This window comes from Gemmata sp., assembly GCF_051859125.1.
GTDB lineage: Bacteria > Planctomycetota > Planctomycetia > Gemmatales > Gemmataceae > Gemmata.
This window is the reverse complement of record NZ_JBHYGG010000223.1, coordinates 23,355-48,094: the sequence shown is the minus strand read 5'-3', so window position 1 is coordinate 48,094 and position 24,740 is coordinate 23,355. Positions and strand designations below refer to the sequence as shown.

The 24,740-nt window shown below is 71.2% G+C and carries 19 protein-coding genes; 11 read left to right on the top strand and 8 right to left on the bottom strand.

Annotated elements, in window-relative coordinates:
• The first annotated feature begins 43 nt into the window (after positions 1-43).
• Complete coding sequence (gatA, locus tag ACTIGN_RS18110; RefSeq protein ID WP_439626340.1) at positions 44-1,498, top strand: Asp-tRNA(Asn)/Glu-tRNA(Gln) amidotransferase subunit GatA; 1,455 nt, start codon at positions 44-46, stop codon at positions 1,496-1,498.
• A 9-nt stretch (positions 1,499-1,507) separates the two neighbouring features.
• Positions 1,508-2,128 carry a Uma2 family endonuclease gene (locus ACTIGN_RS18105; protein ID WP_439626338.1) on the top strand — a complete coding sequence of 207 codons (621 nt, stop codon included), beginning with the start codon at positions 1,508-1,510 and terminating at the stop codon, positions 2,126-2,128.
• 7 nt (positions 2,129-2,135) lie between these two features.
• On the opposite strand, the gene thiL is transcribed toward ACTIGN_RS18105, so the two are convergent.
• Positions 2,136-3,044, bottom strand: coding sequence for a thiamine-phosphate kinase (thiL, locus tag ACTIGN_RS18100; RefSeq protein ID WP_439626336.1), 909 nt, complete (start codon positions 3,042-3,044; stop codon positions 2,136-2,138).
• A 162-nt stretch (positions 3,045-3,206) separates the two neighbouring features.
• Here thiL and ACTIGN_RS18095 point away from each other — a divergent pair, with 162 nt between their 5' ends.
• The 4 genes from ACTIGN_RS18095 (at position 3,207) to ACTIGN_RS18080 (ending at position 7,452) form a co-directional block, all read left to right on the top strand.
• Positions 3,207-5,048 carry a hypothetical protein gene (locus ACTIGN_RS18095; protein ID WP_439626334.1) on the top strand — a complete coding sequence of 614 codons (1,842 nt, stop codon included), beginning with the start codon at positions 3,207-3,209 and terminating at the stop codon, positions 5,046-5,048.
• Between the two features lie 117 nt (positions 5,049-5,165).
• Positions 5,166-5,354 carry a hypothetical protein gene (locus tag ACTIGN_RS18090; RefSeq protein ID WP_439626332.1) on the top strand — a complete coding sequence of 63 codons (189 nt, stop codon included), beginning with the start codon at positions 5,166-5,168 and terminating at the stop codon, positions 5,352-5,354.
• Positions 5,355-5,491: 137 nt separating this feature from the next.
• On the top strand, positions 5,492-5,965 hold the full coding sequence (locus ACTIGN_RS18085) for a hypothetical protein (RefSeq protein WP_439626331.1): 474 nt from the start codon (positions 5,492-5,494) through the stop codon (positions 5,963-5,965).
• 116 nt (positions 5,966-6,081) lie between these two features.
• Positions 6,082-7,452 carry a CRTAC1 family protein gene (locus tag ACTIGN_RS18080; protein ID WP_439626329.1) on the top strand — a complete coding sequence of 457 codons (1,371 nt, stop codon included), beginning with the start codon at positions 6,082-6,084 and terminating at the stop codon, positions 7,450-7,452.
• A 69-nt stretch (positions 7,453-7,521) separates the two neighbouring features.
• Here ACTIGN_RS18080 and ACTIGN_RS18075 read toward each other — a convergent pair whose 3' ends face one another.
• The gene (locus ACTIGN_RS18075) at positions 7,522-9,594 is read right to left on the bottom strand and encodes a protein kinase domain-containing protein (protein ID WP_439626327.1); all 2,073 of its coding nucleotides are present in this window, start codon (positions 9,592-9,594) and stop codon (positions 7,522-7,524) included.
• Positions 9,595-9,740: 146 nt separating this feature from the next.
• On the opposite strand from ACTIGN_RS18075, the gene ACTIGN_RS18070 reads away from it, so the two are divergent.
• From ACTIGN_RS18070 to ACTIGN_RS18060, 3 genes are all read left to right on the top strand, one after another.
• Positions 9,741-10,169, top strand: a complete 429-nt coding sequence (locus tag ACTIGN_RS18070) for a hypothetical protein (protein WP_439626325.1) — start codon at positions 9,741-9,743, stop codon at positions 10,167-10,169.
• 19 nt (positions 10,170-10,188) lie between these two features.
• Positions 10,189-10,671, top strand: a complete 483-nt coding sequence (locus ACTIGN_RS18065; RefSeq protein ID WP_439626324.1) for a hypothetical protein — start codon at positions 10,189-10,191, stop codon at positions 10,669-10,671.
• A gap of 132 nt (positions 10,672-10,803) precedes the next feature.
• Complete coding sequence (locus ACTIGN_RS18060) at positions 10,804-13,788, top strand: hypothetical protein (RefSeq protein ID WP_439626322.1); 2,985 nt, start codon at positions 10,804-10,806, stop codon at positions 13,786-13,788.
• 4 nt (positions 13,789-13,792) lie between these two features.
• Here the strand turns inward: ACTIGN_RS18060 and ACTIGN_RS18055 are convergent, their stop codons facing one another.
• From ACTIGN_RS18055 to ACTIGN_RS18030, 6 genes are all read right to left on the bottom strand, one after another.
• Positions 13,793-16,654 (bottom strand): protein kinase domain-containing protein, encoded by a 2,862-nt coding sequence (locus ACTIGN_RS18055; RefSeq protein ID WP_439626320.1) that lies wholly within the window; start codon positions 16,652-16,654, stop codon positions 13,793-13,795.
• Positions 16,655-16,783: 129 nt separating this feature from the next.
• Positions 16,784-17,692 carry a squalene synthase HpnC gene (gene hpnC / locus ACTIGN_RS18050; protein WP_439626318.1) on the bottom strand — a complete coding sequence of 303 codons (909 nt, stop codon included), beginning with the start codon at positions 17,690-17,692 and terminating at the stop codon, positions 16,784-16,786.
• Between the two features lie 192 nt (positions 17,693-17,884).
• A complete protein-coding gene (locus tag ACTIGN_RS18045; protein WP_439626316.1) occupies positions 17,885-19,306 on the bottom strand; it encodes a DUF1501 domain-containing protein in 1,422 nt (473 codons plus the stop codon).
• Positions 19,307-19,437: 131 nt separating this feature from the next.
• A complete protein-coding gene (locus ACTIGN_RS18040) occupies positions 19,438-19,719 on the bottom strand; it encodes a type II toxin-antitoxin system RelE/ParE family toxin (protein WP_439626314.1) in 282 nt (93 codons plus the stop codon).
• Entirely contained in the window at positions 19,716-19,985 is a 270-nt protein-coding gene (locus ACTIGN_RS18035; protein ID WP_439626312.1) for a hypothetical protein, read from the bottom strand. The genes ACTIGN_RS18040 and ACTIGN_RS18035 overlap by 4 nt, the downstream gene beginning before the upstream one ends.
• 47 nt (positions 19,986-20,032) lie before the next feature.
• Positions 20,033-22,678 (bottom strand): DUF1553 domain-containing protein, encoded by a 2,646-nt coding sequence (locus ACTIGN_RS18030; RefSeq protein ID WP_439626311.1) that lies wholly within the window; start codon positions 22,676-22,678, stop codon positions 20,033-20,035.
• Between the two features lie 144 nt (positions 22,679-22,822).
• On the opposite strand from ACTIGN_RS18030, the gene ACTIGN_RS18025 reads away from it, so the two are divergent.
• Together ACTIGN_RS18025 and ispG are read left to right on the top strand one after the other, a co-directional pair.
• Positions 22,823-23,347, top strand: a complete 525-nt coding sequence (locus ACTIGN_RS18025; protein ID WP_439626310.1) for a hypothetical protein — start codon at positions 22,823-22,825, stop codon at positions 23,345-23,347.
• Positions 23,348-23,523: 176 nt separating this feature from the next.
• Positions 23,524-24,726, top strand: a complete 1,203-nt coding sequence (gene ispG, locus ACTIGN_RS18020; RefSeq protein WP_439626309.1) for a flavodoxin-dependent (E)-4-hydroxy-3-methylbut-2-enyl-diphosphate synthase — start codon at positions 23,524-23,526, stop codon at positions 24,724-24,726.
• Positions 24,727-24,740: the final 14 nt, after the last annotated feature.

Here is a 24,740-nt window from a genome sequence, read left to right as displayed (position 1 = left end):
GGCGACGTGACGACGTGATGACTTGACGACACCGGGTGAGACCATGATCGAACGCACCGCCAGCGAACTCCTCGCGCTCCAGGCCGCGGGCACGGCAACCGCCGCCGAGATCGCCGACGCCTTCCTCGCCGCGTACCGGGACCGCGAGCCGAAGCTCCGGTCGTTCGTGTCGCTCGACGAGGCCGCAGTCCGCTCGCAGGCCGCCGCCGTTGATGCCAAGCGCGCCGCCGGCAAGCCGCTCGGCAAGCTCGCCGGCGTGCCGGTCGCGGTCAAAGACGTGCTCTGCACGAAGGGCGTGGCCACGACGTGCTCGTCGAAGGTGCTCGCCAACTTCGTCCCGCCCTACGACGCGCACGTCGTCGAGCGGCTGAGGGCCGAGGACGCGGTCCTGTTCGGCAAGACGAACATGGACGAGTTCGCGATGGGCTCGTCCACCGAGAACAGCGCGGTTCAGAGTACCCGGAACCCGTGGGCCACGGACCGCATCCCCGGCGGGTCGTCGGGCGGCTCGGCGGCGTGCGTCGCGGGCTGCCAGGCCCCGCTCTCGCTGGGCACCGACACGGGCGGCTCGATCCGCCAGCCGGCGGCCCTGTGCGGGATCGTCGGCATCAAGCCGACCTACGGCCGCGTCAGCCGGTACGGGCTCATAGCGTTCGCCAGCTCGCTCGACCAGGTCGGCCCGTTCGCCCACGACGTGACCGACAGCGCGCTCCTGCTGGAAGCGATCAGCGGGCACGACAAGCGGGACAGCACCTGCGTGAACGAGCCCGTGCCCGACTACCGCAGGGCGCTCAACGAGCCGGTGAAGGGGCTGAAGATCGGCGTGCCGCGGGAGTTCTTCGACAAGGGGCTCGACGGCGAGGTCGAGGCGGCCGTCCGCGACGCGCTCAACGAGTACCAGAAGCAGGGCGCGACGCTCGTCGACGTGTCGCTCCCCCACAGCAAGTACGCCCTCGCCGCGTACTACATCGTCGCGCCGGCCGAGGCGTCGAGCAACCTGGCCCGGTTCGACGGGATGCACTACGGGCACCGCACGGCGGAGAAGACGGACCTGATCGGTACCTACGCGAAGTCCCGCGGCGAGGCGTTCGGCAAGGAGGTGCAGCGCCGCATCATGATCGGCACCTACGTGCTGTCGAGCGGGTACAAGGACGCGTACTACGTCAAGGCGCTGAAGGTCCGGCGGCTGGTGAAGAAGGACTACGACGACGCGCTGGCGACGTGCGACGTGGTGATGGGGCCGACGACCCCGACGGCCGCGTTCAAGGCCGGCGAGAAGTCGGACGACCCGCTCGCGATGTACCTGTCGGACGTGTACACGGTGTCGTGCAACCTGGCCGGCATCCCGGGGCTCAGCATGCCGTGCGGCTTCACGAAGGCCGGCCTGCCGATCGGCCTGCAACTACTCGGCAAGCCGTTCGACGAGGAGAAGCTGCTCCGCATCGCCCGCATGTACGAGGCCGCCACCGACTGGCACACCCGCCGCCCGAAGGTGTAGGATACGGGTATGAGTACAGCGACCCTGACACCGCCCGCATCCCCGACTGCACCGGTCCTGCCACCCCTGGGCACTCGGTGCGTCCTCACGATTGCGGACCTCCCTCGTTTCCCACGTTTGCTCCCCTCAGGTGAGGTGCGGTGGGAACTTCACGATGGAGTGCCCGTCCCCATGTCGCCCCCTGGCTACGTTCACGGCAAGGCGGCGTTGAAGATCGCCGCTCAACTCCTCAGTCAGGGCGAACAGCGAGGTTATGGCGAAGCCGGCGATGAGATCGCCGTCGTCTTGCGCCGCAACCCGGACCGAGTAGTTGGCGTGGACGCGCTGTTCGTCGCCAAGGCATCTCTACCGGCACAACTCTCCCCGGAGGGTTACCTCTTAACAATCCCAGCGATCGTGCTCGAGGTGCGGAGCAAGAACGACACTCAGCCGGAGATCGAAGCGAAGGTGCAAGAATATCTCGCCGCGAGCGTCGTGGTCGTGTGGGTCGCCGATCCCGAGTTGCGGACCGTCACCGCGTACCGTGCGAACCAGCCGGCGACGGTGTTCGCGGCGTCCGACACGCTGACGGCCGACGGCGTCATCCCCGGGTTCGCCGTGCCGGTCGCGGATTTGCTTCCCGCAACGTGATCCGCTCTCAGAAATCGTGGACCCATCCCGTCGCTTGCAACGGTTCGCGCTTCCCGTCCGATTCCAGCCACAGCCCCGATTCGACGCACTCGCCGATCTTCGCAAGCCCCGGCACGGGCGGCTCGCGCAACATTTTTGCGCCGTCACTCGCCGAGACCGTGAACACCAGCTCGAAGTCCTCGCCGTCGCCGAGCGCGTGCTGAAGTGGCGACTTGCCCGACGTGCGGCTGAGTTCGACCGCGTCGGCGGTCGTCGGGATCGCGTCGGCAAACAGCACCGCCCCGCAGCCGCTCTCTTCGAGGATGTGGCCCAGGTCGGCGGCGAGGCCGTCGCTGATGTCGCACATCGCGCGCAGCTCGACCGCGGCGTGCACCGCGAGCGCCTCGCGGACCCGCGGGGTGAAGTCGAGGTGGTGCCCGCGGATGCTGCCGCCGAGCGGGCCGGTGACGAACACCCAGTCGCCGGGTTTCGCCCCGCTCCGCAGCACCGCGCCGCGGTCGGTGGCCTCGCCGAACGCGGTCACGCTGATCGCCAGCGGCGCGTCCCACGAGTTCGTGTCGCCGCCGACGATCGAGACGTTGAACGCATCGGCCACGTCGCGGAGCCCGAGGTAGAGTTGCTCGGCGAGTTCGCGCGACGCCCGCGGCAGCGCCACACTCACCACGGCTGCGAGGGGAACGCCGGCCATCGAAGCGATGTCGCTCAGGTTGGCGGCCATCGCCTTGCGGCCGGCGCGGCGCGGGCCGACTTCGGCCAGTATGAAGTCGGTGCCGTCCATGAGCATGTCGGTGGTGACCAGGAGCGGCCGGGTCGGGGCCGCGAGGACGGCGCAGTCGTCGCCCGGCCCAACGAGTACCCGCGGGTCGGCGGTTGTTCGGGACCGCAGCCAGCGGATATAATGAAATTCTTGGGACATCGGTTGGCGTGGTGTTAGGGGCCGGGGGTCGCGTAACGGGTCGGTCGAATCGCACGGTCGCGGGCGCACGTCAAGGACTGTCGCGTCGGGGTCGGAACACCAGCACCACCGCAACAGCCGGAGTCCCTTCACGAGCCGCGCCACCCACAACACTGTGGTTCCATGCCAGTCCAGACCAACACCCCCGACAGCCCGGTCCCGCTCCGCCCGTCCCCTTTGGTCACGAAGGTGTTCGGGGAGCCGCGGTTCCACACCGAGGGCGACGTCGCGGCCCTCGCGTACGCGCCCGACGGCACCCTGTGGTCGGTCGACGAGGCCGGGGTGCTCCGCCGGTGGTCCCCCGAGGGGAAGCTCCTCGCCCGGCACTACCTCTCGGACCTCGAAACGGTCTGGGCGTTCGCCCCGGGGGCGAGGCACCTCGCCAGCGGGAGCGAGGCGGTCGTCGTGTGGGAGGTCGAGTCCGGCCAGCTCGCGAAGCGGTTGCCGCAGGAGGCGTGGGTCACCGCGGTCGCGTTCAGCGCCGACGGGCGGACTCTCGCCAGCGGGCACGACGACGGCATCGTACGGTTCTGGGACACGGCCGCGCACAAATTCCTCGGCCAGGTGCGGGCATCGGCCCGGCCGCTGCCGGTGTCGGCGGTCGCGTTCTCGCCCCGCGGCGAGTTCATCGCCACCGCTGGCGAGGACCGCGTCGTCCGCGTGTGGCACGACGTCACCCACAAGCTCGTGTGCGAACTCGCCAGCCACACGGACCGCATCCCGGCCCTCGACTGGAGCCCGGACGGCAAGCTGCTGGTCTCGGCGGGGTGGGACACGTCGGCCCGGGTGTGGCGACCGCCGCACCCCGACCCGGTCATGCTCCTCAACAGCCACGCCGACCAGGTCCACACGCTGGCGTACAGCGGCGACGGGAAGCTGCTGGCGTGCGCCGACTCGAACTTCGACGTCCACCTGTGGCGCGACGCGGAGAAGGGGGTCGCCGGTGCCGTGCTCCGCGGCCACACCGACGAGGTCCGGTCCCTGGCGTTCAGCCCCGACGGCACCCGGCTCGCCAGCGCCGGGGTCGACCGGGTCATCCACGTCTGGGACACGCAGACCGGCAAGCTGCTCGCCGGGCCGAACCCGACGGGCCGCCACGCGATCGCCGTCGTTCCGGGCCGCCCGCTGAAGCTCGCCAGCACCGGCGAGCCGCGGCCGCGGGTGTGGGACGTCGAGACCGGGGCGGAGGTGCCCCCGACCGGCCTGGCCCCCGCGTACTCGGTCGCCGCGAGCCCGGACGGCACGTGGCTCGCGCTCGGCGGCACCGACTACTTCACCCGCCTGTGGAACGTTCCCGAGGGGACGCGCGCCGCGGACCTGGAGGCGACCAAGCCGCCGATCGGGTTCGCCGCGTTCTCCGCCGACTCCAAGTACGTCGCCCACACCAGCCCGACCGACGGCCTGGTGTGGATCTGGCGGTGCGACACCGCCGCCCCCGAACTGCTGCTCATCGAAGCGGCCGACGGCTGCACCCTGGAGGGGGTCGCGTTCCACCCGGACGGGCGGCGGATCGCCGCGGGGGGCGTGGACTACCTCTCGACCGGCGAGCGGGACGGGGCCGTGTGCGTCTGGGACATCCCGACCAAGGACAAGCTGTTCACGATCAACGTCGGCGTGTACGCGGTCGCGTTCGACCCGGAGGGGAAGTACCTCGCCGGGGCCGGGTTCGACGACGCCGTGTACCTGTGGGACGTGGGCACCCAGGAGACGGTGTTCGTCCTGGGCGGGCACCAGGAGAAGGTCCACGCGGTCGCGTTCAGCCCCGACGGCAGCTACGTGGTCAGCGGCGGGGCCGACGCGACGGTCCGCGTGTGGGACGTGCTGAGCGGCCGGTTCCTGGTCGCCCGCGGGTTCGACTCGGCCGTCCACTCGCTCGCCTTCAGCCCCGACGGGCGGCACCTGTTCTGCGGCAACGGCAACACGACGTGCTACCAGATCGAGTTCAAGCGGCTGCTCGAGGACTGATTGCGCGGGACCGCGGGTTCCGGACCGGGGGCGAAAATTGCGGCCCCGGCCCCACACCCCGCCCGGATGAGCTATGAACTAAGTTGAGCCTCTCCGCGGCCAAGCGAGCAACGGACCATGAAGCGCTTCCTTGCGATGCTCATGATTGTCGTCGGTGGGATCATCCTCTTGTGGGGCGGGTACTACTTGATGTCGGGGGCGGCGCTGGTACAGATCCCGTTCACGGAACAGCGGATCGCCCCCATGTACGCCGGACTCGCGGGCCTGACGGCGTTCACGCTCGGGCTCATCGGGTACCGCGAGTGACCCGCCGCACCGCCCGAAATCCCGGCGTTCCCCCGGGTCCAACTTTCCCCCGGCCCGTCCCGATGCTACGATTCCCGTAGCGCACGACCGCGCCGCCGGGGCGCGGCCGCATTCCCACGGCACTCAGGAGGGTCGCCATGACAGCGTTACGGACAACCGGGGCCGAGCGGCCCACACGCGCACCGGCCCTGCGGGCCGGCGTCGCGGGGGCGCTCGTTCTGGGCGTGTTCGGCTGTGGAACGCCCTCGCCCCCGCCGGCCCCGCACGGCCCGCAACCGACCGCGGCAGCGCCCCTCGGGGCCAACGACCCCGCGTGGCTCACGAGCCGCGAGAAGCTCCCCGCCCCGGACCTCGACCGCCTCGACTACGACCCCGAGAAGCGCACCCTGGGCCTCTACGACCTGCCCGGCCGCGACCAGTGGATGGTGCAACTCCCGAACGAGGCCGCCGGCCACCTGATCGGCCCGAGCCACCGCCTCCCCGAGGGGATCGACACGGGCCGCACGCTGGTCTACTACGCCCGCCCCGGGGTGAAGGCGTCGGCGGCCGTCACGGTCGCGAGCATCGAGGCCGGCCGCCGGCCGCACGCGAGCCTGGCGTTCAACCGCTGAGCCGCCTGCGGCGGAAGCACGAAATCCGAAGCACGAAATCCGAAAGGGAGACAGCGCCGGTTCTGTCCCCCTTTCGCATTTCGTGCTTCGGATTTTGACGTTCCCGAAGGGTGCCCATGTTCCGCGACGTCTCGCCCCTCATCGGGCACAACCCCCCGGCCCTCCACTCCGGCGTGGCCGTCGCCGACCTCGACGGCGACGGGCGGTTCGAGTTCATCGTCGCCGGGTACGGCGGCCCGAACCGGGTGCTGCGGTGGGCCAACGGCGCGCTCCGCGACTCCGCCCCGCCCGACCTCGCCGACGCCGCGCGCCAGGCCGTCGGCCTCGCCGCCGGCGACATCGACGGCGACGGCCGCGAGGAACTCTACGTCCTCAACACCGACACGTTCTCGGGGGTGAAGCAGGCCGCCGACCGGCTGTTCGACCCGCAGCCCGACGGCCGCTGGGAGGACCTGTTCTCGCACCCCGCGAACCGCGGCGCCCGCAACCTCTCCGCGGGCCGGAGCGTGGCCGCGATCGACCGCCGCGGGGTCGGGCGGTACGGGTTCTTCGTCGCCAGCCACGGCCGCCCGATGCGGCTGTACGAGACCGGCCCCGGCGGCGCGCTGACCGACCTCGCCCCGCCCCTGGACCTGGCGCACACCGCCGCCGGCCGCGGCGTCCTCACCCTCCCCGTGTTCTCCGACTACCCCGACGTCATCTGCGCGAACGAGAACGGGCCGAACTTCGCGTTCCGCAACACGGGCGACGGCACGTTCGCCGAGTGCGCCGCCGAGTACGGCCTGACCGACCACGAGGAGCACGGCCGCGGGCTGACGGCGTTCGACCCCGGCGACGGCGAGTTCGGCCTGTGCTGGGGGAACTGGGACGGGCCGCACCGGGCGATGGTCCGCCGCGACGGGCACGTCGCGTGGAAGGACCGGGCGTCGCCGGCGCTGGCGTTCCCGTCACCGGTGCGGACGGTGATCGCCGCCGACTTCGACAACGACGGGCACGACGAGTTGTTCTTCAACAACGTCGGCGAGGCGAACCGCCTGTTCCGCGCCGCCGACGGGTTCACGATGCTCGACCCCGGCGACGCGCTCGACCCCGAGGGGTTCGGCACCGGCGCGGCGGTGTGCGACATCGACTCCGACGGCGTGCTCGAACTGTTGGTGTCGCGCGGCGAGCGGGGGGCGCAGCCGCTCGGGCTGTACAAGGCGCGCGCTGCGGAGGGGAACGGGTGGCTGCGGGTGCGACCGCTGACGCGGTTCGGCGCGCCGGCCCGCGGGGCGGTCGTGCGGGCCGAGGCCGGGGGGCGGGTGCGGGTGAAGGGCGTGTGCGGGGGCAGCGGGTACCTGTGCCAGATGGAACCGGTGGCGCACTTCGGGTTCGGCCCCGGCGGCCGCGCCGAGCGGGTCCAGGTGACGTGGCCCGACGGCTCCTCGGTGGTGCTGCTCAACCCCGGCACCGACCGCACCATCACCGTCCCGTACCCGCGGGGGTGACCATCACGCTGCTGCGGGCTGCGGCACGGGGCCGATCATGAAGGCCAGGACGCCGAGGATGCGGATCGTTCACGCCAGTTTACACGCCGGGCGGCGCTTCGCGAACTCGACGCGGACGTCCACCGAGTCGGCCCGCGGCGGCAGCGACAGCGCCTTGAGTTTGCGGAGCCGCGTGAGGTACGGGATCACCGTTTGCGTCAGCCTCTCCGCGCCCGCCAGGCCGACCGCTTCCAGGTCCGGGAACCGCGTCAGCAGCAGCGTCAGGCCCGAGTCCGTCACCTGCGTGTCGGCGAGCCCCACGGCCTTGATCCCGCGGAGCTGCGCGAGGTGCATCAGCCCCGCGTCCGTCACCTGCCGGCACCCCGACAGGTCGATCGCTTCCAGTCCCGGCAGCCCGGACAGCGTCCGCAGCTTCGCGAGTTCGGCGTCGGTCGTTGTGTCGGGGTTCAGCACCAGACGGTACGCCTCGCCGGGCTTCGCGGTGACCTCGCCCGGGAGCCGCACGCTGCTCGGGGTCCACGATGCATCGGCGCTCTCGGCCGGGCGGGTGAACCAGATCCCGCGGACCGACACGAGCCACTTCGTCGGCGACAGGACCACCGGCGTCACGGGGGCGGCCGGCGCTTCAACGAGCGGGGCGACCGCGAGCTTCGACGTGCCGCCCGCGGGCGTCGCCTTCGCGGCCGGAACCGCGGCCACTTGCTTCTGCCAGAACCCGCCCCCCTGTGACTGCGATTGCGTCTGGGTCGGCACCGCGGGCTTCACGGTCTCGGTCGGCTTCTTCGTCTCGGCGGTCGCCCGGCCGGCCTTCAGCTCCGCGAGCCGCTCGGCGACCTCCGCCCCGTCCTTCGGCCGGCGCTCGGGCTTGCTCGCGACGCACTTCGTAATGAGCGCGATGAACCCGGTGCTCGCGCCGATGTCGGTCAGGTCCTCGGCCGCGTCGATCCCGGGCGAGTCCGTGAGCCGGCCGGTCATCATGTGGAACCCGATGACGCCCAGTGCGTGGACGTCGTCGCGGGGGTCGGGGGCGGCCCCGGTCCGCTGCTGCGGCGAGGCGTACAGCGGCGTGTACGACCCGCGGAGCGACGTCTCCAGGTAGCCGCTCATCATCGACATCATCGACACCCCGGCCGGGCCCTGCTGCTGCAGGTAATCGACCGCGACGCCGCCGATGCCGAAGTCGGTGATCTTCAGTTCAGGAGTCGGGAGTCGGGAGGCAGGAGTCGGGGAAGCGGCTACCGGCCCGGTCTTGCTGACTCCGGACTCCTGATCCCTGACTCCTGCCACCAAAACGTTCGCCGGCTTCAGGTCGCGGTGAACGATCGGGGGCGCGAGCCGGTGGAACGTGCCGACGGCGGCCGCAAGTTGGTGCAGCGCGGCGACCGCGACCGCCTCGCGCTCCGCCGCCGGGAGCGCTTGCCACCGGTGGATCAGGTCGGTGAGGCAACCGCCGCCGACGTACTCGTACATGAGCCACGGGGTCTCGCCGTCGAGGACCGCGTCGATGAGCGGCACCACGTTCGGGTGGTGCCCCTGCCCCATCACACGCGCGATGACCTTGCCCTCGTGCGACGTGAGCTTGGTGCGGACGAGCGGGTCGGTGCAGAACTTCACGGCCCGCGGGTTCGGGATGAACGAGTGCCGGGCGAGCCACACCTCCCCGAACCCGCCGGCCCCGAGGAGTTCGTCGAGCGTCCACCCCGGCCGGTGCGGGAGGTCGGCCCCGGGGCGGAAGTGCGGGGCGCGCGGCGGCAGGAGCCGCGCGAGGTCGTGCGGGCCGCTGAGCGCGAAGTCGGCCGGGACCGACTTCCCCGACGGGTCGTCGGCGCGCTTGAGCGACTGCCGGATCGCGCCGGGGATCTGCGTGAGGTACAGCTCCAGCGCGAGCCGCTCCTCGGGCCGGGCCTGGCCCGCGACCCTCCGGGCGACCTCCTCGGCGGCCCGGCGGGCCTCCTCGGTCGTCGCGGCGGCGATGCGGGCGAGTTCCTCCTTGATGGCGGCGTCCTTCTGCCGCTCGCGGATGATGCGGTAGGCGTCGGCGGCGATGTCGAGGACGTACCCGCCCCCGGGCACGAACTCGCACAGCCCCTTGAACCCCTTGTTCTTGACGGCCTCGGCGACGCACTCCAGAACGGCGAACATGGCGGCCCCTCGCGGTGTCGGCTCGAACGCTCAGTTGTACCACGCCCCCCGCCCCCCGGGGATGGGCGTTGCAGAAACGTCCGACGAGAAGGTGGGTCGTCTGTGCTATGGTGGGAGCGACCGCTCGGTTTCAGCACGGAGACCTGATGCCCGACCTCGACGATAAAGTCGCCCCCAGCGCTCACGGGCCGAGGTGGTTCGTCACGCAGTCTCAGGCCGTTGTGCTCGGCCTGCCGCTGCTGTTCCTCTCGCCGCTGGTGGGAGTGCTGGCGCTGCTCAAACCGGACTATGTGAGCCTGTTGGTGCGCGACCCGCTGGGGGTGCGGATGTGCGTGGGCACCGCCGCGGTGTTGCTCGCGGGCGCCGTGCTGTACGTGGCCGGCTGCCTGCTGGTGAACCGGTACGCGGCGGGACCGAGCAAGGTGGCGTGGTTCCTCCAAGCGGGGCTCGCGGCCGCGTGGGTGGTCGTGGGCTGCCTGCCGGCCGCCTTCGTGGTGATGGTCGGCCCCGCGGCCATTCAAATCCAGCGGGGGCTAATGACCGACCCGCCCGCGAACGAGGCACGAAACCCGTGACGCTCACCGAGTGACCGTCGTGCCCGAAGCTCTTGTCGTGCTGTGCCTGTGCGCCGCTCTGCTGCTCGAGGCGACTCTCCGGGCCGCCGCGTGCCGGCCGCGGCCGCCGGTCGTGTTCGCGTACCCCAACAGCGTCGAACTCGCCGGCCGGGGTAAGTCGGGGCGGGTCCGGTTCGACACCGGGCAGTGGGTCCGCGAACCGGGCAGCGGTGCGGCCTGTCTGTTGGTCGTCCACCTCCCGGGCGGCGACCTCGGCGGCAAGGAGTTGTGCCACTTCAACGGCCCGCAGGTGGCCGTCGAACTCGGAGCGGGCAACGGGTTCGACCTGTTCCGGTTCCACGGACCTGCCGGCGACGTGATCGGCCTCCGCGTGGGCCTGATACCCGGCGGGCGGCCGTTCGAGGTCGGCATCAACGGCGTGCGGGTGCGGTTGCCGCTGTCCGAGGCCGACGCCGTAACCGGCCTCGGGGAACCGGCCAGCCGCACGACGCTGCGACCGTGACCGACCCACTTGGCCCACTCCCCCCAACTCACCGCCCGCCCTGCGTCACCCCGCCCGGTTGCCCTTCCGCCGCCCGCGGGGCGGTGCTATAGCCCGGCGTGCCCGAGCTACTCGGACCCGGAGCCGACCCGCATGCGCCGCCCCACCGCCCTCGCGGTCACCGCCGTCGTTTGCCTCGCCGCGGCCCTCGCCGTCGTGCCCGCGCTCCGCGCCGAGCAGATCCACCGCCTCGGGTTCGCCGGCCGCAACACCGTCCTCGTCCGCGGCGACGCCAACGTGAAGGTCGACGAGAACGAGCACGACGTCTCCACCCTCTCGTTCAAGAGCCAGCCGTCGAGCGAGCACCTGAAGCTCACGCTCGAGGCCGCCACCGGCGACGCCGCGTTCGCCCACTACTACTACGACACCCCGCCGGCCCCCGTCAGCGATGTGCTCTCGGCCGGGGTGTGGGTCAAGTCCACCAAGGCCGGGGTGCAGTTGCGGGCGCGGGTCGTGTTCCCCAAGGAGCCGGACCCGGCCAACCCGCAGGCCGCGCTCACCATGCTCATCGTCGGGAAGACGTCCGAGAAGTCGCGGCAGTGGGACAAGCTCACCCTCGACAACGTCCCCGACCTCGTCGGCAAGCACCTGCCGGTGCTCCAGGCCAAGACCGGCCGGGCGGTGAACACCACCGGGGCGTACGTCGACCGGCTCGTGCTGAACCTGTACACCGGCCCCGGCGCGGTCGAGGTGTGGGTGGACGACCTCGAGATCGGCCCGGTGACGGCCCCGGCGAAGCCGGCGGCGACGCCCGGCGTGACCGCCTCGATCACCAAGAACGCCCGCGGCGAGACCCAGGGCCGCGGGCGGCAGGTCGAGCAGCGCGGCGGCCAGATCTTCGTGGACGGCAAGCCGTTCCTGTTCCGCGCCATCCGCCACACCGGCACCCCGCTGCACGTCCTGCGGCAGGCCGGGTTCGACTCGCTCGCGCTGCCGGCCGACTCCAGCGTCGCCCTGATCGAGGAGGCGAACCGCGAGGGGTGGCTCGTGATGCCCACGGTGCCGCTCGTGCCGGCCCGCCCCGAGGACGACGGCCGGGTGTCGGCCGACCGGGACCGCGGGGGCGACGAGTTCAGCCCGGTGATGCAGAAGTTCGCGGGCACCGACGTGCTGTTCTGGGACCTCGGCGGCGGCCGCACCGGCGAGGAGTCGGACCGCGTGTTCCGCACGTCCGACCTGATCCGCCGGCTCGACCCGCGGCGGCCCCGAGGGGCCGACGTGTGGGACGGGTTCTCGGGGTACTCGAACTTCCTCGACGTGGTCGGCGCGCACCGGTGGCCGCTGTTCACGAACCTGGACCTCGTGAAGTACCGCGACTGGCTCGCGCAGCGGAAGTCGCTCACCGCGGACCGGGCCACGTACTGGACCTGGGTGCAGAACCACCTCCCGGACTGGTACGTCACGCAGGTCCTGGGGCAGAAGCCCGGCGACCCGTTCACCGAGCCGATCGGGCCGCACCCCGAGCAGGTGCGGGTGATGGCGTACATCGCGCTGGCGTGCGGGTGCCGCGGGATCGGGTTCTGGTCCGACCGGTTCCTGGCCGACTCGCACCAGGGCCGGGACCGGCTCCAGGGGATGGCGCTGCTCAACGCCGAGATCGACATGCTCAGCCCGGTCGTCCTCGCGGCCCGCGAGCGGACCCAGTGGCTCGACACGAACAACCCGAACGTGAAGGCCGCGCTCATGCGGGGCGAGCGGGGGGCCGTGCTGCTCCCGATCTGGTTCGGCCCCGGCACGCAGTTCGTCCCGGACCAGGGGGCCAGCGCCGCGCTCACGGTCGTGGTCCCGCTCGTCCACGACGGGGCCGACCCGTGGCGGATCTCCCCCGCCGGCGTCGAGTGCCTGTCGCACCAGACCACGAAGGTGCCCGGCGGGACGCAGCTCACGATCCCCGAGTTCGACCTCGTGTGCCCGATCGTGTTCACCAGCGACCGGCCCGGGCTCGTCGCGTGGTGGCAGGACTACACCCGCAAGTACGGCCGCCTGTCGGCCAAGTGGGCGCTCGACATGGCCGCGGTCGAGTACGAGAAGGTCGCGACCGTCCACGCGAAGCTGGTCGCGATGGGCGTGAACGTGAAGGCCGCCGACACCCTGTTCCAGCAGTCCACGCGGTTCCACGAGGAGGCCCGCCGGCAGTTCGCCGCCGAGCTGTACGACAAGGCGTATCAGGACGCGGTCCGGGCGCTGCGGCCGCTCCGGGTCGTCATGCGGGACCACTGGCAGCAGGCCGTCGCCACGCTCGACACCCCGACCGCCAGCCCCTACGCGGTGAGCTTCTTCAGCCTGCCCAAGCACTGGGAGCTGTTCAAGGAGATCCAGAAGACGCAGCCGGGCGCGAACGCGCTGCCGCACGGCGGGTTCGAGTTCGCCGGCAAGGTGCCCAACGCGGGGGTGCGGGTGGACGCGCTGCCCGGGTGGACCGCCCGGTTCGGCACCCTCGACCGGGTGAACGTCGCGGCCGGGGTCGTGCCGTCCGAGAAGCACGTCGCCAAGCCGGACCCGAAGAAGCCGCCGGTGCCGGTGCGGGGGCCGTTCGCCCCGGGCCGCGAGGTCGTCAGCCCCGACACCGGGTACGCGGCCCCGGTGCCCGAGCTGGGCCAGAGCCTGTTGCGGCTCGACGTGCGGCACCGCGGCGAGATCGCCAGGGACGGCAAGCCCGCGGACATCAGCCAGGCCCCCCTGGAGCGCACGTTCCTCGCCGTGGACAGTCCGCCGGTGAAGCTCCCGCCGGGGACGCTCGTGCGGGTCAGCGCCTGGATCAAGGTGCCCGAGGAGATCTCCGGCTCGGCCGACGGGGCGCTGTTCTACGACGACGCGGGCGGCGAGCCGCTCGGCGTGCGGCTCTCGGTCCAGCCCCGGTGGAAGCAGTACCACCTGTACCGCAGGGTGCCGGCGAGCGGGCAGATCGCGGTGACGCTGGCGCTGACGGGCGTGGGCACGGCTCTGTTCGACGACGTGAAGATCGAGCCGATGGTCCCCGCCCCGGCGGCCCCGGGCGACGACGCGGGGGCCGCGAGGGCCGGGTACCGCGGGGCGTTCAACGAGGTCGTCCCCGCGGGCGGCCCGCCGCGGCGGTGACGGCTTACTTCTGCGTCGGGGCGACCGCCCCGCCGCTCCACAGGACGTGGCACCGGGGGAGCGTCGCGGCGACCCCGCGGGCCGCGTCGCCCGTCACCGCGGTGTCGGCGACGTCGAGCAGGGCCAGGTGCTCGCGGCCGGTGAAGACCGCCAGCCCCTTGTCCGTCACCTTCGTGCCCCGGAGCGACACGCGGGTCAGGTTCTCGCAGTTCTTCAGGCGGGCCACGCCCGCGTCGCCGACGCCGGTGTCGTTGAGGTCCACGAAGCTCAACCCCGGCCACCCGCCGAGGCACGCGAGCCCCTTGTCCGTCACCTTCGTGCCCTTGGCCCAGAGCGCCCGGATCGTCTTGCAGTCCTTGAAGTGCGCGAGCCCCGCGTCGCCGACCGCCGTCTGGTTCACGAACAGGTCGCTCAGGATCGAACAGTCCTTGAAGTGCGCGAGCCCCGCGTCGGTCACCCGGGTCGCGGACACGTGGAGCCGCTGGAGCCGCCTCTGACCCTTGAAGTGCGCCAGCCCCGCGTCGCCGACGCCGGTGTCGTACACGGCGAGGAGCGCCAGGTCCTTGCAGTCCTTGAGCGGGGCCAGGTCGGCGTCGGTGATTCGCGTGCTGCCCAGGTCGAAGCCGCTCAGTGCGAGCGCCCCGGCGGGCAGGTCCGCGAGCTTCCCGATGCGGTCCTCCGGGCCCAGCTTCCCGTTCACCCAGACCCTCCCCCCCAGGGCGATGACGTACTCGGCGGCCCCGCGGGGCGTGAGCGGCGCGTACTCGTACGGGCCTTCGGGCAGGCCGAACTTGCACTCGGGCAGCGCCGCGGCCAGGGCCACGACCGCCGGTCTGGTGACCCCGCTGGTGCGGACGTTCAGGGTGTGCAGCCGCTTGCACCCGGCGAGAGCCGCGACCCCCGCGTTCGTGACCCGCGTGTCGTCGAGCCACACCTCGGCGAGCGCCGGGCACCCGGCGAGATGCGCGAGCCCCTCGTCGCCGACCGCGGTGCTGTTCAGGTACACCGCGGTCAGCCGGACGGAGCCCTTGAACCGGGCCAGGGCCGCGTCGGTCACCTTGGTGTTCGAGAGGTCGACGTCCGCCAGTGCCACACACCCCTTGAGGTGCGCGAGCCCCGCGTCACCCACCGCGGTGTGCCCGAGCCGGAGCCGGGTCAGCGTGGAGCACCCGGCGAACCGGGCGAGGTCGTCGTCGGCCACGCCCTTGAGGTCCGTGAGGTCGAGGCCGGTCAGCGCGAGCGGCCCGGCGGGCAGCGCGGCCGCGGGCCCGACCTCTTCGGCGCGGCCCGCCACCCGCACCTTCCCGCCCTGCTTCAGTACCCACTCGGCGGCCGCCCGCGCGTCGAACGGCGCGGCCGGCCCGGCCTTCTTCGGGTCCGGGCCGACCGCGGCGAGCTCCTTGCCGTCCTTCGTGAGCGCGACCGTGCTGCCCTCGGGGGCCTTGATCTTGGTAACGGAGCCGTCCTTGTTCGTGATGCGGATGACGACGTCGGCCGCAAGCGCCGCCAGCGCCACGAACGCGAACCCGGCCGCGACGAGCACCCAGCGCTTCCTCCGCGGCGGCGGGGCGTCGAACTCCACCGCCGCTCGGGCCGACGGAACGGGTGCGGTCACGGCGGAACTCAGCTCGCGCAGTTCCGACTCGGTCGCCTCGGCGTCCTCCCAGGGCTCGCCGGCGGGGCGCGCGACGGGCCCCGCGCCGGCCGCAACGGGCGGCCCACCGGTCGCCGCGAGCCGCGCCTCGATCTGCCGCAGCAGCGCGGCGGCCTCCTCGGCGGTCGCCGGCCGGTTCTCGGGCTTCTTCGCGAGCAGCCGCAGCGCGAGCGCGTCGAGGTCCGGCGGCACCTGCGGGTTGACCGCGGCCGGGGCCGGCGGCTCGTCGGTCGCGACCGCGATCAGCATCGCCGTAATCGTGGTCGCGGTGAACGGCTCGCGGCCGGTGAGCATCAGGTAGAGCACGGTGCCGAGGCTGAACAGGTCGCTGCGGGGGTCGAGCCGGTCGCCCTTCGCTTGCTCGGGGCTCATGTACGCGGGGGTGCCGACGACGAACCCGGCCTGCGTCACCGGGGCCGAGTCGGCCGACAGCGCCGCGTTCTCGCCGGTCACCCGGACCAGGCCGAAGTCGAGGATCTTCACCCGCCGCTGCTTCCCCTCCAGCCACACGTTCCCGGGCTTGATGTCGCGGTGGATGAGCCCCTGCTCGTGCGCCGCGGCGAGTCCCTCGGCCATCTCACGGGCGATTCGCACGGCCTCCGCGACGGGCACCCGCGGGCCGGCCCGCAGCGCGCCCGCGAGCGGCTGGCCCTTGAGCAGCGGCATCGCGATGTACGGGACCCCGCGGTCCTCGCCGACCTGGAAGATGGCCGCGACGTGGTCGTGCTCGACGGCCGCCTGCGCCCGCGCCTCGCGCAGGAACCGGGTCACGTCGTCCGGGTTCGCGGACGCCGACGGGAGCATCGCCTTCAGCGCGAGCTGCCGCTTGAGTTGCGGGTCCTCGGCGCGGAACACCACGCCCATGCCGCCCGTGCCGAGCACGCCCAGGACGCGGTACGGCCCGAGCCACCCGATCTCGTCCGGGGCGCGGGGCGGGGCCAGGAACGGGAAGTCCCGCGACCGCGGCGGCTCGGGTGCGTCATTGCCCCAACTCCGCGTCGCGCCTTCGGGCGCGACGTTGATGTTCCCCGAGTCGAGGGAGACGTTGATGACGGTGTTCGGCTCGCCGAGTTGCAGGGAGACGTTCACCGACGCCGGCGGGACCGGCGCGCCGCACGCGGGGCACCGGGCCTCGTCCGCGACGACCGAGGCGAACCGGGCCGACGGGACCACGGCGCTGCACGCCTGGCAAATTACGGGCGAGGTGACCATCTGCGAGCCTCTGCCGGTCGGATGAACTTCGCCCTATTCTGAGGGCATGGGGCGGGCGGATCAACGGCCAACCGCCCGACGGAAGTGCGTAATCCGGGTTCACGGCCCGCCAAAACTCTTCCCGCGAGTTCACCCCAGGACCGCCCGCACGGCCGCACCGAGCAGCAGTTTCACCTTCTCGCGCTTCCCGACCTCGGGCCGGCGCGTCAGAACGTCGTGCCCGGAGCTCTCGATGGCCGTGAGGATCGCACGGCCGCCGGCGATGAACAGGTCCACGTCCACGCGGGCCGCCCGCGGCAGCAGCGGCAGGAGCGCCGCACCGCGGGCGAAGTAGCCGCGGGCGCGTTCGACCTCAAAGCGAATCAGGTCGCGGAACTGCGGGGTACACATCCCCGCGCCGATGTCGGCCTCCGAAACGCCGAACCGCTCGCGGTCCTCGGCCGGCAGGTACACGCGGCCGATGGCGTAATCCCGGGACACGTCCTGCCAGAAGTTCGCGAGTTGCAGCCCGGTGCAGACCTCGTCGGAGAGCGCCGCCCGCTTCGCGTCGAAGCACTCGAAGAGGTGCAGGACGAGGTGCCCGACGGGGTTCGCCGAGTTGCGGCAGTACCCCACGAGTTGGTCGAACGTGGCGTACCGCGTGACGTGCTGGTCCTGCGTGAACGCGACGAGCAGGTTCAGGAACGGCTCGGGCGGGATCGCGAACCGGCGGATCGTTTCGCGCAGCGCGACCGTGACCGGGTGCGTCGGCCGGCCGCCGTAGCAGGTGAGGAGTTCGGTGCGCCACCAGTCGAGCAACCGCAGCGCCTCGGCCCCGCCGCTCGTCTCGTCGGCGAGGTCGTCGGACCAGCGGCAGTAGGCGTACACGGCGTTGAAGTGCCGGATCAGCCGCCGCGGGAGCAGCGCCGAAACGACGGTGAAGTTCTCGTAGTGCGACCGTGCGACGTGCGCACAGTAGGCGCGTGCGGCGGGGAGACCGACGGGAGCCGCGGCGGTCGGCCCCCAGCGGCGGAGTTCGTGGGCGAAGTCCCAGGGCATGCGAATCGTCCGGACGTTCGTAGAGCAGAAAACAATCAGCCGCACGATCGAAACCGATGAAGCCACGATCCGAACCGAGGACAGAGTTCAAATCGAATTCTGTGTCCGGATCGTGCGTTCTTCGGTTTCGATCGTGCGGCTTCGTTCTGCTTTATCGTGCGGCGTCTCGTTCCGGCAACCGTGAATCGCCCGTCACTTCAGGATGTCCTTCACCACGTGGCCGTGGACGTCGGTGAGGCGGAAGTCGCGGCCGCTGTAGCGGTACGTGAGCTTCTCGTGGTCGATGCCCATGAGGTGCAGCATCGTGGCGTGCAGGTCGTGGATGTGGACCTTGTTCTCGGCGGCGGCGAACCCGAACTCGTCGGTCGCCCCGTAGGTCATGCCGCCCTTCACGCCGCCGCCGGCGAGCCACACGCTGAACCCGTGGTTGTTGTGGTCGCGGCCGTTCTGCCCCTCGCTCGTCGGGGTGCGGCCGAACTCGCCGCCCCACAGCACGAGCGTCTCGTCGAGGAGGCCCTTCGACTTCAAATCACGGAGCAGCGAAGCGATCGCCCTGTCGCTGTCCTTCGCCTTCGCCCGGTGGCCCTTCTCGATGTCGCCGTGGTCGTCCCACGGCTGGCCGCCGCCGTAGAAGACCTGCACCATCCGCACGCCCCGCTCGACGAGCCGCCGGGCGGTGAGGCAGGCGTCGGCGAAGTACCCCTTGCCGTATGCCTCGCGGACCTTGAGCGGCTCGCGGGTCACGTCGAAGGCGTCCTGCGCCTCGGTCTGCATGCGGTACGCGATCTCGAGCGACTGGATGCGGGCGTCGAGCTGGTCGTCGCCCGGCCGCGTCTCCTTGTGGACGCCGTTGAGCGCGTTGAGCAGGTCGAGTTGCTCGCGCTGCGTGCCGGTGCCGACGTTGCTGTTGCGGATGTGGTCGATGACCTTCTTCGGGTCGAGGTTCTGGATGTGGCACCCCTGGAACACGCCGGGCAGGAAGCTGTTGCTCCACAGCGCCGGGCCGACGACCGGCTTGCCGGGGCACATCACCACGAACCCGGGGAGGTTCTGGTTCTCGGTGCCGAGCCCGTAGGTGAGCCACGAGCCCATGCTCGGCCGGATCGCCTGCGTGTTCCCGCAGGTCATCAGCAACAGGCCCGGCTCGTGGTTCGGGATGTTCGTGTGCATCGACCGGATGACGCAGATGTCGTCGATGCACTTCCCGACCTCGGGGAAGATCTCGCTGACCTCGATGCCCGACTGCCCGCACTTCTGGAACGCGAACGGCGAGGCGAACAGCCCGCCGGTCTTCCGCTCGGTCTTGAGGCCGGCCGCGCCGGGTTGCTGCCCGTGCCGCTTGGTGAGTTCGGGCTTCGGGTCGAACGTGTCGACCTGCGACGGGCCGCCGTTCATGAACAGGTGGATGACGTGCTTGGCCTTCGCCGGGTGGTGCGCGACCTTGGGCGCGAGCGGGTTGCTCGCGACGCTGGCGGCCGCGGCGGCCTTCGACTCGTCGGCGAGCAGCCCGGCGAGACCGAGCACGCCGAGGCCGGTGCCGGAGCGGGCGAGCAGTTCGCGGCGGGACAGCCCGAGCGCGGAGTGCGGAACGCGGAACGCGGAGTTCGAAGACATCGGCAGAACCCTTGAGTGATTCGAGAGCGTTGCGGGCTCGGTTGCTTCATTCCGCATTCCGAACTCCGCGTTCCGCATTGCGGTCAATCGACGTCCATCAGTTCGGTGCTGGCGAGGAGCACCTGGGCGGATCAGTTCCCCGTCAGGTTCGGTCGCCCGTCGGCGGTGTTCCACACCCTGAGTACGTAGACCGTGTGGTTCGCACCGTCGATCTCATACTCGACAGTCAGCGGCGGTTGCTCGTACTCGTAGACCGTATCGAACAGTGGTTCGCCAGCCGAAGTCGGGAAGGTCTCCAGCACCAAGTCGATCTCGTCGGCGGCGTTCGTCACCGCGTTCCGGTCCGGCGCGGTCAGCCAGGCGGTGGCGAGCTGTTGCTCGGCCGGCGGCATCCAGATCACCGCCCACGTCATGGCGCGTCACCGGCAAGCCGGGGGAGGTCCGCCAGAATGTCCGCGAGCCGCCGACCACTGCCCGGGTTCTTCCGCACCTCGTCACGCACCGCTTGCAAGTCTCGCCGCCGCCGCTCAATCTCCTCGGGTGTGTACTTCGACACCGACCGGGATTTGATCGGCATGCACACGGCGATCGTGGCCCCCTGGTCGTTGACCACGGTGACCGGCCCGCTCGCGGCTTCCAACTGTCGAACCATCTCGGCATCAGCGTGAATCTGCGACATAGCTGGCTCCTGAAGGCGAGTCCGCAGCCATCATACCACGGCCCGCCTCAGTCCACGTACATCAGCTCGTTGCTGGCGAGGAGCACCTGGGCGTACTGCTGCCAGCGGGTCAGCTTGTCGTCGGGCTTGGCCGGGAGCCTCAAGAACCGCTCGGCGAGGTCGGTCTCGCGGGTCTCGGGGGCGCGGCCGAACAAGATGCGGTACGCGGCGGCGACCTTCTCGGCGTCGGTCTTGCCGAGCTTGTCCACGCGGGCGGCGAAGGCGCGGGCCTGGTTCGCCATGAACTCGCTGTTCAGCGCGAAGAGTTGCTGCTGCGGGACGGTCGTGACGGTCCGCTTGTCGGCGGTCACGTTCGCGTCCGGGAAGTCGAACAGCCGCAACAGGCCGTCGAGTTCGTGGCGGCTGATCTTGGCGTACACGGTGCGGCGCTTGGCGTTCTGGTCGCGGAGGTCGAACGTCGGGCCGCCGCGGGTCGGGTCCAGGTTCCCGCTCGCGAACAGGAGCGAGTCGCGCCACACCTCGATGTCGAGGCGGTGCCGGTTGCCGCGCCACAGGTACACGTTCGCGGCGTCCACCTTGTCGTTCTCCGGGCTCGCCGCGCTGGCGAGTTGGTACACCGACGACAGCACGATCTGCCGGTGCAGCCACTTCAGCGACCAGCCGTTCTTGACGAAGTTGACCGCGAGCCAGTCGAGGAGTTCGGGGTGGCTCGGGGCGTCGCCGAGCTTGCCGAAGTTGCTCGGCGTGTTCACGAGCCCGCGGCCGAAGTGCCACGACCAGACGCGGTTCACGATCACCCGGGCGGTCAGCGGGTTGTCCTTCGAGCCGATCGCGTTGGCGAGGTCGAGGCGGGTGAACTTCTCGCCCGCGGGGGCCGCCGACGGCAGAACCTGCAGGAACCCCTTCGGGGCCGGTTCGCCCTGCACCGCGGGGTTGCCGCGGACGTAGACCTTCATCCCCGCACCGTTGCCGCTGACGACGTGCGCCGTCGCCGGGGCCGGCGGGGTCTCCTTCTTGCGCTTGTCGAGTTCGCCGCGCAGTTCGGTGAGCTTTGGCTTGTCGGCGTCGGTGAGGAAGAACTTCTCGGCGTCGGCCGGCGGGAGGAAGAACGGGGCGTCCTTGTCGTTCACGACGACCTTCTGCACCGGCGCGTTCTTCCCGCCCTGCATGACGGCCTTCTGCATCACCTCGGCGGCGGCCTTCACCTCGGTCGCGTCGGCGTCGGGCTTCAGCGAGAACCAGTCCTTGAACTCGGGGAGGTTCTTGGCGGCCGGGGTGTCGAGGAACTTGACCCAGCGGTTCACGAAGTACGGGCTCACCCCCTCGGCCTTCGCGGCCTCATCGGCCGACGGCTTGCCACCCTTCCCGGCGGCTCGCACCTTGCGGGCCGCGAGGAGGTACGTCACGGTCTGGGCCTGCGCCTTGGTCTGGGCGGCCTTCGCCACCGTCGCGAGGTGGGCGTTGACCTTGTTCTCGGCGTCCTTCGCCTTCGCGAGCGCGTCGGCGTACACCTTGGCCTCGGCCGGCGACACGAGCGGCGCCTCGCTGAGCGACGTGCCCATGTAGATGCCGGCGAGGCTGTAGTAGTCCTTGGTCGGGAACGGGTCGAACTTGTGGTCGTGGCACCGGGCGCAGCTCACGGTGACGCCCATGAACCCGCGGGTGAGCGTGTCCACGCGGTCGTCGAGTTCCTCGGCGATGGCCTGGGCCGCGGCGGTGTTCTTGTAGTACTCGGCCCCGAGCCCCAGGAACCCGAGCCCGGCGAGCTTCGTGAACGGGTCCTCGGGCGCGTCCGGGAGCAGGTCGCCTGCGACCTGGAGCTTCACGAACCGGTCGTAGGGCATGTCGGCGTTCAGGGCGGCGATGACCCAGTCGCGGTACCGCCACGCGGCCGACTTGGGCTTCGTGCCGAACGTGTGCGCCTGGTCCTCGGCGAACCGGGCCACGTCGAGCCAGTGGCGTGCCCACTTCTCACCATGCGCCGACGACGCGAGCAACTTGTCGACGACCTTCGCGAGCGCGTCGGGCGAGTTGTCGGCAAGAAACGCGTCCACGTCCTCGGGGGTCGGCGGCAGGCCGACGAGGTCGAGGTAGACGCGGCGGACGAGCGTGCGCTTGTCGGCGGCCGGGGCGGGCTTCAGCCCCTTCTCGTCCCACTTCGCGTGAACGAACCGGTCGATCTCGGTTCGGATTTCGAGTTTCGGATTTCGGATTTGCGGAGCGGTCGCCTCCTTCGGCGGCTGGAACGACCAGAACTGCTTGCCCTTCTCAATGTCGATGCCGACCGGCGTCTTGGTGCCACCCGCGGCGGTGCGGGGGTCGGCGGCCCCGTCGGCGATCCACTTCTCGAAGTCCTTGACGACCGCGTCGGGGAGCTTCCCCTTCGGCGGCATCTGGAGGTTCTCGTCGGCGTACTTGAGCGACTTGAGGAGCGTCCCCTCGTTCGGCTTCCCGGGGACGATCGCCTTGCCCGTGTCGCCGCCCTTCTCCCAGCCGGCCCTGGTGTCGAGCAGGAGCCCGCCCTTGAGCTTCTTCTTGCCCTCGGCCTCGGCCGAGTGGCACGAGTAGCAACTCTCGACCAGCACCGGGCGGATCTTCTTCTCGAAGAACTCGACCTGTGCGGCGGTCGGCTCCGCGGCAGACGCGAGCGACGGCGAGAGCAACACGGCGGCGGTGATTGCGGTTCGCAGCATGGTAATCGGTCTTGGCGGGTCCGGGTCGGTGGCCCGGTGAGTCAGGCAGGCCGGGGCAGCCCCGGTGAACGGGCAGGAGAGCATCTGTACTATAATCGTCTCCCGAACCGGCCGCAATCAACATCTCAACTTTCAGGAGCGGTCGTGCGTCAGCCGGGAACGGCGATCCCGCTCATCCTGTCCGCCCTGCTCCTCTCGGCGGCCGGCGCACGGGCCGACGGCGGGACCGTCCGCGTCTCGGAGCCGCGGGGCCGGTGGCAGGTCACGGTGTTCACCTCGCCGACGCCGCTGCGGGCCGGGCCGATCGACGTGAGCGTGCTGGTTCAGGACGCGAGGACCACCCGCCCCGACCCGAGCGTGCGGGTCACGGTCACCGCCACGTCGCGCACCACGCCGCCGGTCGTCGTCACCGAACCGGCCACCGCGGAGGCGGCCACGAACAAGCTCCTCGTCGCCGCGGTGTTCGACCTGCCCGAAGGCGGCTGGTGGGACTTCCGGGTCGAAGTGAGCGGCGTGGGGGAGACGCACGCGGTGACCTTCGAGGCCGAAGCCGCCGAGCCGCTCCCGGAATGGCTGGCGCTCGCGGCCTGGGTCGCGTGGCCGGCCGCCGCGGTGCTGGTGTTCGCGGCGCACCAGCTACTTGTGCGACGGAAGGCGGGAAGCAAGTAGCCGCGGGATCGGTCGGTCTTGGCGAGCGGGGGACGTGAGTCCCCCGGTAGAACCGCAATGCTCTAGCCCCGGGGGCCGCACGTCCCCCGCTCGCCAAGACCGGCCGTTGTTGGCGTTGCCGCGGCTGCGGTTGGTGAAATAGCATGTCAGCACCACTACTTCGGAAGGAACCCGCGATGACGACCGCTTCCCGCTTCAACATCGGCCTGCTCGAAGCCGCGCAAAAGGTGCCCGGGAAGCCCCGCCACAAGACCCGCGAGGTGAAGATCGGGGGCGTCGTCATCGGCGGGACCAACCCGATCGCCGTGCAGTCGATGACCACCACCGACACGTTCGACGTCGAGGGCACGGTCAAGCAGATCCACGCGCTCGAAGAGGCCGGGTGCGAGTTGGTCCGCGTCACGGTGCCCAAGCCCGAGGACGCCGGGGCGCTCTCTCAGATCAAGACCCGCATCGGCATCCCGCTCATCTGCGACATCCACTTCGACTACAAGATGGCGCTGGCGGCCCTCGACCACCCGGTCGACAAGATCCGCATCAACCCCGGGAACATCGGCGGCATGGACCGGTTCCGGCAGGTGGTGCGGAAGGCGAAGGACCGCGGGCTGCCGATGCGGATCGGCGTGAACGCCGGGAGCCTGGAGCGCGAGTTCAACGAGAAGTACGGGTTCCCGTGCCCGCCCGCGATGGTCGAGAGCGCGCTGCGGTACATCGAGGTCGCCGAGGCCGAGGGGTACCACGACATCGTCGTGTCGATCAAGTCGTCGGACGTGCTCGTCGCGGTCGAGGCGTACCGGCTGTTCGCGCAGCTGTGCGACTACCCGACGCACATCGGCATCACCGAGGCCGGCAAGCCGCCGTACGCGGTGACGAAGAGCGCCGCGGGGCTGGCCCCGATCCTGCTCGACGGCATCGGCGACACGATCCGCATCTCGCTCCTGGGCGACCCGGTCCCCGAGATCGCCGCGGCGTTCGACATCCTCCAGGCCACCCAGCGCCGCGTGCGAAGGCCGGAGTTGATCGCGTGCCCGACGTGCGGCCGGCTGGCGATCGACCTGGAGAAGATCATCGCGGAGCTGGAAACGCGGCTCCAGGGCAAGCGGCTGCCGGTGAAGATCAGCGTGCTGGGGTGCGTGGTGAACGGCCCCGGCGAGGCGCGGGAGGCCGACATCGGCATCGCCGCCGGCAACGGCCAGGGGATGATCTTCCGCAACGGCGAGATGGTCCGCCGCGTGCCCGAGGCCGAGATCGTGGACGGGCTGATGGAGGAACTCGCCCGCTGGGAGGTCGAGAACGCGGGCCGGCTCGCGACCCCGGGGCGGCAGCCCGGCGAGGTCGAGGGCCTGGGCCGCCGCAAGCTGCCGGTCGTCGCGGGGTGACGCGGGGCGTGGTA